Origin of the sequence: Flavobacterium sp. PL12, from assembly GCF_039123485.1 — a bacterium.
Classification (GTDB): domain Bacteria; phylum Bacteroidota; class Bacteroidia; order Flavobacteriales; family Flavobacteriaceae; genus Flavobacterium; species Flavobacterium weaverense.
Genome location: NZ_JBANDI010000031.1, coordinates 21,597 through 34,394, shown reverse-complemented (window position 1 = coordinate 34,394; position 12,798 = coordinate 21,597). Strand labels below are relative to the sequence as shown.

Annotated in this window: 13 protein-coding genes and 1 pseudogene; all 14 read right to left on the bottom strand. The window is 30.6% G+C overall.

The genetic code is table 11. From position 1 onward, the window contains the following. Positions 1-93 precede the first annotated feature (93 nt). Positions 94-495, bottom strand: a pseudogene (locus RCH19_RS13230) (DUF932 domain-containing protein); the annotation flags it as partial. Positions 496-540: 45 nt separating this feature from the next. After that, entirely contained in the window at positions 541-933 is a 393-nt protein-coding gene (locus tag RCH19_RS13225; RefSeq protein ID WP_343023620.1) for a single-stranded DNA-binding protein, read from the bottom strand. Positions 934-1,904: 971 nt separating this feature from the next. Then, positions 1,905-4,571: a TonB-dependent receptor gene (locus tag RCH19_RS13220; protein WP_343023619.1), complete on the bottom strand. Its 2,667-nt coding sequence runs from the start codon at positions 4,569-4,571 to the stop codon at positions 1,905-1,907. Between the two features lie 51 nt (positions 4,572-4,622). Beyond that, positions 4,623-5,360, bottom strand: a complete 738-nt coding sequence (locus RCH19_RS13215; protein ID WP_343023618.1) for a GLPGLI family protein — start codon at positions 5,358-5,360, stop codon at positions 4,623-4,625. 41 nt (positions 5,361-5,401) lie between these two features. Beyond that, entirely contained in the window at positions 5,402-5,599 is a 198-nt protein-coding gene (locus RCH19_RS13210) for a hypothetical protein (protein WP_343023617.1), read from the bottom strand. 497 nt (positions 5,600-6,096) lie between these two features. Next, positions 6,097-6,795 (bottom strand): GLPGLI family protein, encoded by a 699-nt coding sequence (locus tag RCH19_RS13205; RefSeq protein ID WP_343023616.1) that lies wholly within the window; start codon positions 6,793-6,795, stop codon positions 6,097-6,099. 42 nt (positions 6,796-6,837) lie between these two features. Then, positions 6,838-7,113, bottom strand: coding sequence for a hypothetical protein (locus RCH19_RS13200; RefSeq protein WP_343023615.1), 276 nt, complete (start codon positions 7,111-7,113; stop codon positions 6,838-6,840). A gap of 401 nt (positions 7,114-7,514) precedes the next feature. After that, positions 7,515-8,240, bottom strand: a complete 726-nt coding sequence (locus RCH19_RS13195; protein ID WP_343023614.1) for a GLPGLI family protein — start codon at positions 8,238-8,240, stop codon at positions 7,515-7,517. 84 nt (positions 8,241-8,324) lie between these two features. Beyond that, positions 8,325-9,044: a GLPGLI family protein gene (locus tag RCH19_RS13190; RefSeq protein WP_343023613.1), complete on the bottom strand. Its 720-nt coding sequence runs from the start codon at positions 9,042-9,044 to the stop codon at positions 8,325-8,327. A 34-nt stretch (positions 9,045-9,078) separates the two neighbouring features. After that, on the bottom strand, positions 9,079-9,786 hold the full coding sequence (locus tag RCH19_RS13185; RefSeq protein ID WP_343023612.1) for a GLPGLI family protein: 708 nt from the start codon (positions 9,784-9,786) through the stop codon (positions 9,079-9,081). Positions 9,787-9,831: 45 nt separating this feature from the next. Further along, the gene (locus RCH19_RS13180; RefSeq protein ID WP_343023611.1) at positions 9,832-10,056 is read right to left on the bottom strand and encodes a hypothetical protein; all 225 of its coding nucleotides are present in this window, start codon (positions 10,054-10,056) and stop codon (positions 9,832-9,834) included. 167 nt (positions 10,057-10,223) lie between these two features. Beyond that, positions 10,224-10,418, bottom strand: coding sequence for a hypothetical protein (locus RCH19_RS13175; RefSeq protein ID WP_343023610.1), 195 nt, complete (start codon positions 10,416-10,418; stop codon positions 10,224-10,226). A gap of 505 nt (positions 10,419-10,923) precedes the next feature. Further along, positions 10,924-12,066, bottom strand: a complete 1,143-nt coding sequence (locus RCH19_RS13170; protein WP_343023609.1) for a site-specific integrase — start codon at positions 12,064-12,066, stop codon at positions 10,924-10,926. Next, positions 12,063-12,626, bottom strand: a complete 564-nt coding sequence (locus RCH19_RS13165; RefSeq protein ID WP_343023608.1) for a helix-turn-helix domain-containing protein — start codon at positions 12,624-12,626, stop codon at positions 12,063-12,065. The genes RCH19_RS13170 and RCH19_RS13165 overlap by 4 nt, the downstream gene beginning before the upstream one ends. Positions 12,627-12,798 lie beyond the last annotated feature (172 nt).

Below are 12,798 nucleotides of genomic sequence, written 5' to 3'. Positions count from 1 at the left end.
TCTCCGATTTTAGCCAGGAAACTGGAAAATAAAACTAAAAAAAAACTATCTTAAGTTTTTGAAAAAGTTGTCTTAACAAAGGGTCGCATCATATTCCCCATTGCCCAATGCGCCTGCAGTCTCGTACAAGATTCCATCTGTACTACCTACAATAGAATCAAAAAAACTAAAGGCCTCTCGATTTTGCACAATGTGATAATCTTTGCCGACTACACCCAATACCATATTGTTATCATTGCGGATAGTAGCAAAATAATTAGGAACTTCGAGCTCATTGTCTCTAATTTGGATACCGCCTGTTTTTTCAATACTATTTGAGACTTTTGTTAAAAGAGGACTTTTTATTACCTCATAATCGAGTCCAGCGTGTTTAATAGCCTCCGAACTTGTAGGATAGTCTTTTACGATTTGTCCTAAACCGTGCCATGCTTTTTCTTGTACGCTAAAAAATGAATAACGTCCTGTTCTTTCGTTGAAATTTAAATTGTGTGCCATGATATTAAAATTTTAAAAGGTTGAAAAATGATTAAATAAATGGTGTTAAAAAGGTAGGTCATCGACCGTTTCATGTTCTATAACTTTCCTCTGTTCTTGATTTGAGATGTCAAGTATATTGTCTGTTTTCTTACCGCCTCCATGCAATTTGATAGTAGCCGTATGAAAATTTAAACTTGCTCTTAGTTCCCCGTCGTTCGCTGTCCACGCTCTAGTGCTTACTCTGCCTGTAAGCTCTACCAAAGCGCCTTTGGTGAGTATCTTCGCTACATTTGGACTAATCCAATACGAGCAATCAAAATAGCTTGTTTGCTCTATGCGTTCACCTTGTTTGTTTCGATAGTTGTCATTGATAGCTATCGAAAAGTTTACTACTTGTTTCTCTTGTGACGTTTTGCGTACTTCCGCATCCCTCGTCAGTCTTCCGATGATGTTCATAATTTCTAATTTTTTGAGTTATAATTTTTCAGTTAATTTATTCGGCAATGAGAGGAGGAGCTGTTTCGTTTCACTCTGTTTCCATTTCTAAAGCTGTTGTTTTCCATAATTGACATTTTTTTTTATTCGTTTAAAGAGTCGGAGTATGCTTTGTTTCGTTTCACGAGCATAAAAGGTTAGTGTTTAGCAAAAACAAGGTTTTGTCAAATAAATACTATCCGCCTCGGCGGATGGAGATTTTTTAACAAACCCGCAGGGCTTGACCTTGTTTTTGCGTTAAGAACACTAGTATACCTTTGCTCTTGAAATGGGACAGAAAGCATATTGGCCATTGAATAAAAAAAGAGTGGAAGTTTAAAAAAGGTATTGAAGAAATGGATCACTGTGTTCGAAAAAGAGATCAGCCATAAAGAATGACTTCAAAATTTTAAGTTTTTTCTACTTTCCTAAAATATCTGGCTATGAAAGCCAGGTAAAAGGATCTTAAAATAATCAATAGTATTTTTTAAGATTATTTTATCAGACATCCGACTAAGCTCTTTTTTAATGGAGTGGAGCGGAATTATAAATGTGCTTTGAGGAATAAAGTGGAGACAGAATGAAAAGCAAGATTAAATCGTCTACTGAACTAGATTTTTTATTTAGGATTAAAATAGGTGTTTGACTTTTTTTTTAATCTGCCAAGTAGAGATAAATAATACTATTGACAAACAGTACAATAAAAGGTATCATTTAACTATATACTTTAGAATAATAAAATTATAGATAGGCTTATTAAACAATTAAGTCCTTATAAATACCAAGAAAAATTAATTTTAATGTTAGAATATTTTGAGATGTTATTCCCTCATTAAATCTTACCTAATAACATTTAAATAACGAATAATGCATTAATTACTTTTAACTCTCCTTCAAAGCTTTAGCATTAAGCTCCGGATTTTAACTTAATGGTCATCTCTATAATTAATATTTTATAATTTATAGCTTACTGAAAAAAACAAAACTCTTGGTAAAACATAAGTCGCTCTCTCGCTGATTAAATAATCAGAAAATGAATAGTCGTTTTTTAGTTTATTGTCAAACAAGTTATTGGCGGTTAGTTCAAATCCAAATGGACTATTTTTCTTATGGTAACGTAATGAAGCATTAGCAATATCATAAAAATTGCTTTGATTTGCGTTATTTGTGTTTTTCAGCTTTTCATATTCCAATTTAAAAATCCATGATTTAAGAAAATTCACATTTGCATCAGCATTTATTGCATCTGTTTTATAATTTGACTTTGTTAATCCTGAAAGCTGACTAAATCCTTTATTGTAACCAATACTAAAATCGGGCCATTTGCGATAAGCAGTTTTAAATACTAATCCTATATTTTGACTATTTCTATCATTTGTGGTAACAACAGCATTTATAGTTTGACTGTAATTAAACCAATTTAAGCGTGTATTTAACTTCAAATTAAAACGATAAATCCGTTTACTAAAAGATCCATTTAAACCATAAGTAGTTTCAGGTATATCGCTTAAAATTGGAGTATTAAATTGATCGATTCCATCTAATTGAATCTCATTGCGAATGTTTTTTATTTTTTTATTGAAATTTGCCACTGCATTCCAAGTAATACCTCGATACATATTCATTTTTGAATATCTTAAATTAGCAGTGTGGAATTGTTCGTTCTCTAAAAGTGAATTTCCTCTGTACACCAAATTGTAATTTTGCAAAGTATAATTAGGAGCCAGCTGACTTACTTCTGGAAAATTATTTTCTAATTTATAAGTGAAATTGAGCGTTTCGGATTTATTAAATTCATATTCACTATTCCACTGTGGTTGTATAAGTGTTTTAGATAAGTGTTGTTCTTTATTAATTTGATTCGTTTTTAAATTATAAAAATGGATATAAAGACCAGGTTTATTAGTCCATTTTCCTATTCTAAATTTATACTCAATGCCAGTGTAAGCATCATTCAATTGATACTTTACATCATTACCAAATCCAGCCGATGCAAAATCATTACTAGTTCCGTTAGTAAGAATCTGTTTTTCGGCAGTTGTAAAACTTGAAGTACCAGAATTATTCCCAACATTAGTATACAAATGATTGAAATTATTAATAATCCAATAATGCTTAAATAAAGCATCAATACTATTATTTCTTACTTTTTTGATTTGGTTAATCGTGTACGAAACATCATTTTGCAACGGAATTAATCCCACAAAAAAAGGTTTATCAGTAAACCATTGATTTTTTGGTGTATTGTTATCATACGCTTGGTTTATTACAAAAGTAGTAGTGTGCTGCTCATTATAGTTTTTATGCCATTCTAAATATTGCTTTACCGAAACATTATCTGCCTTGCTGATGGTTTCAAAAACAGTTGAATTTGCAGCTGTTATTGAATTTACAGTGCTCGATAAATCATTAGTACTGGATTGATATTGGGCGTTGTAATACCATTTCTCTTTATTAGTAGGCGAATAATCTAGTTTGATATTCCCTATTCCCAGTACGGAACCATTTTCGCCATTTTGTAATTTATTTTCAAAAGCAATGGCACTATTTTGTAGATATTCGTTTTTACTTTCTATTTTGGTTGCTGTTAATACTTTAGAAAAAATACTGAAACCAGAAATCGTCAATTTTGAAGAGGTTTCGTGGCTAAAATTTAAAGCTGCAAATTGGGATTGATTGGTTAACACGTCCGTATTATCATTTGCAAAAGAATATAGATTAGTAAACGATTTTCTGCCCGAAAGAAACGTACTCATGCCACCGCCAAAGCGCATTAAATCGTCAAAAGTAAAAGTGCTTGTACCAATGTTATTGGCATCGCCTATAAAACTCAAATTTGTTTTGGGGGCATAATAAAACAAAGCAGCATGAGCGAGATAAAAACCGTTATCAGCATTGCCTACTTCGGCACCCGCTTCGACATCACCAAAGACAAACTTTTTTTTATCGGCTTTTAGTTTTACGTTCATCGCCAGTTCATCACTATCCGACACTTGTTTCATAAAACCTACTTCGTTAAAGTTGTCTATAACTTCAATTTTGTCCATCGCATCAGCAGGAATATTTTCGACCGCTAGTTTTGAGCCTCCGCCAAAAAATGATTTTCCCTCAACTAGCATTTTGGTTACTTTTTTGCCTTGTACCGTAACATTTCCTTTTTTATCTACTTCAACACCAGGTAATTTTTCTAGAATTTCTTTCATTTTGCGCTCGTTGCCGTTGGCAAAACTTTTAACATCAAATATCATCGTGTCTTTCTTGATGATTATAGGCTTAAACTCATGTTTGATGACAATTTCTTTGAGTTGTTCCCCCGTAGGTTTTAGCTTAAAATCATGACTTGTAGTAGTGACATCAGGTGTCATTATAAAAACCTCTTCTACAAAACCAATGTAAGAAACTGTGATTTCGTATTTTACGTCCGCATCTAGTTCTAGGCGATAACGCCCTTTGTTATCCGCAATAGCAAATTTTAGGTTGGCTTTTTCTTGTAATGGTTTTGCAATAACATTAGCAGATTCTAATGGTTTATTAATATCGTCAGAAACCACACCAGTAATTGTGCGGCTTTGAGAATAAGAAAGAGTTGTTATTAAAAAAAAGAATAGGATTTTAAACATGATGTATTAGATAGTATGGAGAATGAAACTTGCCTAGCAACTTGCCTTACTTTAATTTTTCTCTTTCGCTTCTTCTCTTCTTTTACTTATTATGAAACCTCCCATGCTAGATTCGAGTCTTCTATTATACTCTTCTTTTGATATCGCTTTACCGCGTGGAAATTCTACTTTCGTTTCATTTTCAAACAATTCTATTTTTGACGCTATAAAAGTTTTTTGATCTTCATTTAGCTCTAAAATAAGTCCTGGAAGACCTGAGAAATTTTTTGGACCAAAGGAATATGGTATACTAGGAGCAAACCACGAAATTACCAATCTCTCTTTCGATTCACCGTTTCTACTAGTAAAAGGTATTCTCAAGATTGCTTTATAAGTCAAATACTCTCCAATTTTTTTTGTTTCCGTAGTTATTTCCCACTTCACAGTTCCTATAGAATTTTCTACTAATGTTCCATCATTCATCACTGTAAATTGTTTTTTTTGATTTAAATCAGTGTAAGAGTCTACCGAAGTAAATGCTGTTCTTGCTATATTATTTATTTTGCGATCAAATTCAGAATCAAAATTTAAGGTTTCAATATAAATAAATTTAGAACTTGATCCATTAAATATAAGTTCAAACTGCTGTTTATTAGCATAATCTACAATATTAGAAATTAATTTTTTGCTGTCTTCTGATGGCACACCCTCTAAAATTAAAGGTGCAGAGAATTTATAAGTCACTTTTCCTGAGGTTTGTGTATATGCACTATTAAAAATTAAAAAAAAAATTGTTACAAAAAATTTCATTTTTTTAGGAATTTAAAACCTTCATCAAAATTGTTGAAGGTTTAGTTATATAAATATTGGTGACACAAACCAATCAAATCATTTAAAAGTGCTAAATTGTCAGATCCACCTTGAATAACACCTTCATATATATCAATCGCACGATCTTCACAACTTTTCTCCTTTATTTGTTCCAATTTTAAAGGTTTTGATTCTAATTTAGAGGTTTCTGCCATTGCAACTCCACTAAATGCTACCACTGCAAAAGCGCTGAATAGTATTTTTTGATAATTAAATTGGTTTAAATTTATAAATATTTTCTGGTTAACCAAGGTAAATATCAAAAAAAATAAACAAGAATTACATTTAAAATTTAACGAGTTGTTCGTCTGATTAAGGAGATGTCAATAAATTAATTTCTTACAAAATTAAAAAAGATTAGAAATTCATAAACCTTTAGCTTTCTAAAATAAAGTATCATTTCAATTAAAACTTCAAATTCATCCCTACTAAAAAGTTAATTACTGCTTGCGCATAATAACCGACCCCAGACGTTACACCGTTTATTATCAGCTGTAGAAAAATTTAAATTGGCTTTTTCTTGCAATGGCTTAGTAATAACAGTAGCAGATTCTAATGGTTTATTTATATTGTCAGAAACTACTCCTACAAGAATTTTTGTTTGGGAGAAACAGAGCGTGGTAAAAAGTAATAAAAAAAGAGTTTTGAACATTATAAAAGTGAAATATTTTTAACATTAAAAACTATTTTTTCTAAATTTCTTTTCCATTATTTCTTCTAGTTCTTTTTCTGTAACTATTTTATAGTCTTTCATAATGAGTAGCACTGGTTCTTTAGTTTGATTTAAATCTATTTTCTTTACACCAAAAAGGACATTCCTAACTTGTAATTCTAAAATTAATCCAGGTAAATTACCAAATCCATTTGGACCAAATGATAATGGTATTTGTGGACAGTACCATGCGACAATCGGAAACTTAAATGTACCACTAGTATTAATAATCGTTTTTACACCAATAGCTTTAAAACATAGAAATCCTTGAATTTCTTTTGTTACGGTTTCCAAAACCCAATCAATACGTTCGTTTTTTAATAAATAATTTCCAAAACCCTTTTCAATTTCAGAATATGAAATATCATTTGATTGATAAACCACCCCTCTGTAGCCTGATGCCATGATAGCACTTTGTGTATTGTTATCTCCTACAACGAGTCCATTACTTATAGTAAAAACCGAATTTTGTCCATTAAATGTTAAATTAAAATTTAAATTCTTCGCATTATTTACAGCCTCCGAGTATAGTTTTTTGAATGGACCGTTCTCTTTAAGCCCTTCTAGCATTTCGATACTTATACCGTACTCGATTGCTCCATTTTTTACTTGACCAAGACAAGAAACGAAACAAAATAATAATATTATCCTAATTAACTTCATTTAAAAAAAATTTGGCTCCCAATTGTGCGGAGCCATTAAAAATTATTCTGCAGAAACCATCCCTGCTGATTCTTCTAACATACAATCTCCCCATGCTCTTGCACCAAAATAATAGGAATCCCTATAAGAACAGCCATTTGACCTACATTCATTGAAAGCAGAGTTTTGAACATCCTCGCAATTTCCAAAAACAATTTCGACTTTGATTTCATTTATTAAGTCAATGTCTACCTTTTTTGGATTATTAATATTATTCTCAGCCATTGCAACTCCACTAAATGCTACCAATGCAAAAGCGGTAAATACTAATTTTTTCATAATTAAATTGGTTTAAATTTATAAATAGTTTTTTGGTTAACCATTATAAATGTAATAGAGAAAGTTAATAGGAATAGAAATTAACTAGTAACTTTAACAAAATAGGCATTTTTACTTCACAGTATGTTAAAATTTACTAATAGATAAAAAAAAACAATGCTTTTCTCCTTACTAGAATATCAGACCGTAACTCCCTTTGTTATCCGCAATAGCAAATTTCAGATTGGCTTTTTCTTGCAATGGTTTTGCAATAACATTAGCAGATTCTAGTGGTTTATTGGAGTCGTCAGAGACTACTCTTACAAGAATTTTTGTTTGGGAGAAGGGGAGAGTGGTAAAAAGTAATAAAAAAAGTGTTCCATACATTGTAACTAAAAAATCTATAAAAATGAACTTATAAATTACATCCCCACTTGTGTTTTTAGTCCTTTTTCATAATCCTCTGCGCTAATTGTTTTCCCTTTTGGAAAATCTATTTTGAATTCTTTAATATTTGAAAAATTAATCGAAGCAGCATAATAGGTGGTTTCTTTTTCCCTTAATTCCAATATTAAACCTGGCAAACCGTTATAATCTTTTGGGCCATATGAGTATGGTAAACTAGGAGCAAACCAGGCTGAAATTTCTATATTTTTTTCTTTACCATCTCTACCAATATAGCTATTAATATAATTTGCTTTATAACACAAATATTTATCAATCATTTTACTTTCTGAAGTAATATTCCATTTTTTTTTTACATATTCCATTTTTATTAAAGCACCATCGAGCTTTTCTAAAATAACAAAATTTTCATTCTTGTTGAGATAGTAATTAAAATCAGAAGTAAATCTGGTGGAGGCTAATTTTATTTTTTGCTTTTCAAAAGGCAAATTATTACTTGACATAGTTAAAGAATTAACCATAGAAAACTTAGAGTCATTATTAGTAAAGTCGAGAACGAAAATTTGTTTATTTGCCTCTTTCAACAGGTCATTTATTATATTTTTAATCCTATTGTCGTCAGATTTTGAACTAAGATCAATTGGCTGAATTCTGTATTCTATCCTTCCATAAATCGATTGACCGAGACAATTCGTAAATGAAATTCCAATTAAACAAAATAATATCTTTAAGAAAAAACGCATAGTTTTATTTTTAGAATTAGCGAACTAATTTTCTTTTCTTTTGTAAATATGTATTCAATACCAGTTTTTTAAATTTCGGTCATTTTATAAACCCGAAGTACTCTCAACGGTTTTTTCAACAATTTTATAAAACTCATCTTCAAGAATTAACTTTTCACTTACCTCTTTTATTGTTAGTTTCAAAATAGAATCTAACTCTATTTTTGAAGCTAAAAAGGTAATTTTTCCGTCTTGCAATTCTAATATCAATCCAGGCAAACCTCCAAATTCTTTTGGCCCATTATTAATATTTATTGCTGGACAATACCACGCATCTACATTATAAGTTTGATCTGTTTTCTTCAATCTTAATTTTTTTACTTGTGTAGCTTTATAACATACGTAGCCGTTAATGATTTTATGTTCATTTATTAAATTCCAATTTGATTTTGCTTCCAAAAGGACATGAAATATTTCATTTGAAAAATTATTTTTTTTAATTACTATACGTTTCTGTTGATCTTTAAAATACTCATTATTCCCCGCAAAAGCTCTTGCTATCCTTGCTGCTTTTTCATTAAAATCCATTATCGAAATCAAATAAAAATTAGATTTTTCTTCATTGATAATCAACTCATAATTCAACTTAGATAATGCTTCGTCTACTCCCATAAAAGAACTAACAACTTTACTGTTTATCACTTCCTGATTTTTTTCTAAAGAACCTCCCGTAGGAACTATCGAATACTTTATTCTAGCTCTATTTTGCGAAAAAATTGAGATACAATTTAAAAACAGAAAAATATATAAGTACCTGATAAGCAAAAAATAAACCCGTTAAAAAGGTTGTCAAAATAAATTATTTGTCTCTAGAATTGATGAAATCAGTTGCGATCATGCCGTCAAAATCAATTTCGGCAATATTAATTGCTTTGTTAGGTTTTATAATTTGAATTTTTTTTTCATCCTTTAAAGTTACCTTATCAGCATAAAAATAAGCCTTCCCATCAATAGTACCCTCTATAATAAGACCTGGTAAACCATCTAACCCAAATGGACCAAATGATGTTGGCAAGTCAGGTGTAAACCAAACTATTGGATTAAGTATTTTTACAGTGTTTCTTCCTTTATCTTCTTTTTTTATTACCGTAGTTGCTTTATAGCACTTAAACTTACCAATATACTTACTTTCATTTGAGATTTGCCATTCATAATCCTTCAAATCCATTATGACATTTAAAGATTGTCCTTTATAATTTACATTAAATAGCTTTTCAGGGATTGAATTATCTCTGAAATGAATTAAATTACCCCCATAAATAATCGAAGTAATTTTGTAATCTTGTTTGGAATGTGACTCCATTTTATCAATGATTTTGAACAAGCTTCTTTTATTTTCATAAATAAACTCGAATTCTAACAAATTAGGATTAAAACGTGCAAACTTTGTTGAATCTACCATTACATTCTTAAATTTATAAATCACATATGTCAAATCTTGCTGATTATTCTGGCTGCTCAATGATAAAGAGGAAAAAAGCAATAATATTATAATATTTTTTTTCATTATAATTTATTTTTTAAAACGCTCATAAATGAGCGTTTTATTTATTTAATTTAGACAGTTTTCTAATGCATTATTGTATATATAATTATAGACCCAAGAATCAAAACATTGTCCTGTCTCATTATGATATTCTTCTTCAGCTACATTAACAGTATTTGCGGCTATATCAGCGCAACTGTCTTTAAATACTTGTTTCTGCACACTTGTTTCTGCCATTGCAACTCCACTAAATGCTACCACTGCAAAAGCGGTAAATACTAATTTTTTCATAATTAAATTGGTTTAAATTTATAAATAGTTTTTTGGTTAACCATTATAAATGTAATAGAGAAAGTTAATAGGAATAGAAATTAACTAGTAACTTTAACAAAATAGGCATTTTTACTTCACAGTATGTTAAAATTTAGCAATAAATAAAAACAATGCTTTACTCCTTACTAGAATATCAGACCGTAACGCCCTTTGTTATCCGCAACAGCAAATTTCAGATTGTCTTTTTCTTGCAATGGTTTTACAATAACATTAGCAGATTCTAATGGTTTATTTAGATCGTCCGAAACCACATCAGTTATTATGCGGGTTTGAGAATAAGAAAGTGTTGTTATTAAAAAAAAGAATAGGATTTTAAACATGATGTTTTAGATAGTATGGAATCAGATATCCGACAAAGCTCTTTTATCATGGAGCTTAGCGGAGTTATAAATGTGCTTTGAGGATCAACTTTAAAAGTTAAATTCGATAATATTTTATTATAAAATCTGGCTTCGAAAGCCACGTAAAAGGATCTTAAAAAATAATGAGTAGTATTTTTTAAGATTATTTTATCAGATATCCGACTAAGCTCTTTTTTAATGGAGTGGAGCGGAATTATAAATGTGCTTTGAGGATCTGAATTGATTACAAAATAATTAAGCTACAAATAGCATTGTTCAAACAGATGGAAGGTATAAAATGAAAAGTAGAATTGTATTAAAATTACCAATAAATGATAAATCATTCCATTAATTATCAGTTAAATAAGTAGAATTACTTATCTCTATACTTTAGATTAAAATAATTGATAATCGATGGTGATAAAAATTGTGATTCATTTAAAAAACTGGAAATCATTTCCTTTCTATATTTATAAACTTGACTTTATTTAAATGAAATTTTATTAGTTGTTTCCCTTTTTTTCTCGTCAATGATTTTCGTATAAATCTGTGTGGTCTTTATATTTTTGTGTCCCAGCATTTTAGAAACAGTAAAAATGTCGGTTCCTGCTGCCATCTGTAATGTAGCATAGGTATGGCGAAAGCAGTGAAAAGTAATATGTTTCTCAACTGCTGCATCTTTAATCCAAATGGGTATCAAACGGTCAAAATCCCATTTTTTTAAATTTAAAAAGATTTTTCCATGCTCCATTCTTCGTTCACCTAAGAATTCAAGCGCTTCCTCAGAAATAGGTAGTGTAACTGGCCTATCAGTTTTCTGCTGCTTAAATCTTATATAATAACCTTCTTGTTCACTGTGTTGTACTTCTTCCCACGTCAGTTTTGATATATCGGAATAACGGATACCTGTAAGCAGAGAAAAAAGACTGACACGTTTGACAATTTCTTTTTTACAAGGGGTATTAAATAACCTCACAGCTTCTTCCATAGTTAGAAAGTTCCTTTGAGACTCTTGTTCCTTTATACCTTCAACTGAAGCATTAACATCAGTTTGCAGTAATCCTTTTTTGTAAGCTTTTCGTAGGGTGGCCTTGATCTTGTTAAAATAAGATAGGGCTGTGTTTTGAGCCAAAAACTGGTTTTTTTTTCTGAGGCATTTTGCCTTCAAGAGGTACTCTCTAAAGTCCTCAATAATTGTCACGTCAATGTCCTGCATTAATATGTCCTCATTTTTTAAAAACATTTCAAAGTGAATAATTGCGTACTTCCAAATATCCGCATTATTGCCAGTCCGGCTTTCTGCCGTATGCTTTAGATAATGTATAAATGATTTTTCACCAACTTCCTTGATATGAATGCGCTCGAGCTCAAATGGAGTATAAATCTGTTCCTTATTTACTTCATTAAACCTGTTGCCACGAATGATCTCGGCCTTGTATAAGTTCTCGGAATTCAAAGCTTTTTCAATAGAACTTTTGGCTTTTGGAACCAAAAATAAGCTTAAATACTCCCTACGGTAAAGTTTGTGAGTCTTAGGATTGTATACCGGAGGGAAAAAATCAAGATATAGTGTAATCTTACCACTTGGCAATATCCTCTTTCTTAGCGTAACATTTATATTTTTCATCTTCCCACAGTATTAAAAATTATATCAATATCCTGTTTGGCAACACAGGTGAATTTTCCAACAGAATATTTCACTAAACCCTGCCGTTGAATCAATAGATAGAGCGCTCCTGAAGAAATATTATACTTCTGTTGAATTTGCGTTATCGTATAGCAATTGTCAAATCCAGGAAATTGCTGACCGGTCTTTAAGGTTACATCCTGTATTGGAATTGCAAAAAATGATTCTAAGTCACATCTTCGGATAACCGTTCGTTTACCAAACTTTCCAATGTCTAAGTGTCCATTGTTAACTAACCTGTAAATAGTACTCCTGCTAATTCCGAAAAGAACGCTTGCCTGAGTAATTTTCAGAAACTCAAGCGGTTTTATTTTTTCCAAATTTGTATTTAAAAGCTTTACGGTTTCCTCATTGCTTTTTTCTACTTTTCCTTTGCGAACCAGAGATTTATAACCTCTGCTGTTGCAAATGTGTGAACAATATCGTGTACGTGTTGTTCTGGCTGTGAACTGTTTTTTGCAGTGCTCACAAATTCTGATAACTTCAATGTTAGAACTCATAATGTGACTAATTTTGTATCCCATTGTGTCTATGTGTGTCTCACTGTGTCATAATTTCGCCAATATAAATTGAGAAATGAATTTTTACTTTCGTGGTACAATTATGGTACAAAAAAGGACAAACTATCTGTAAATAAAACTATATAAACAAAAAGAAGAATCCCAGTTAAAA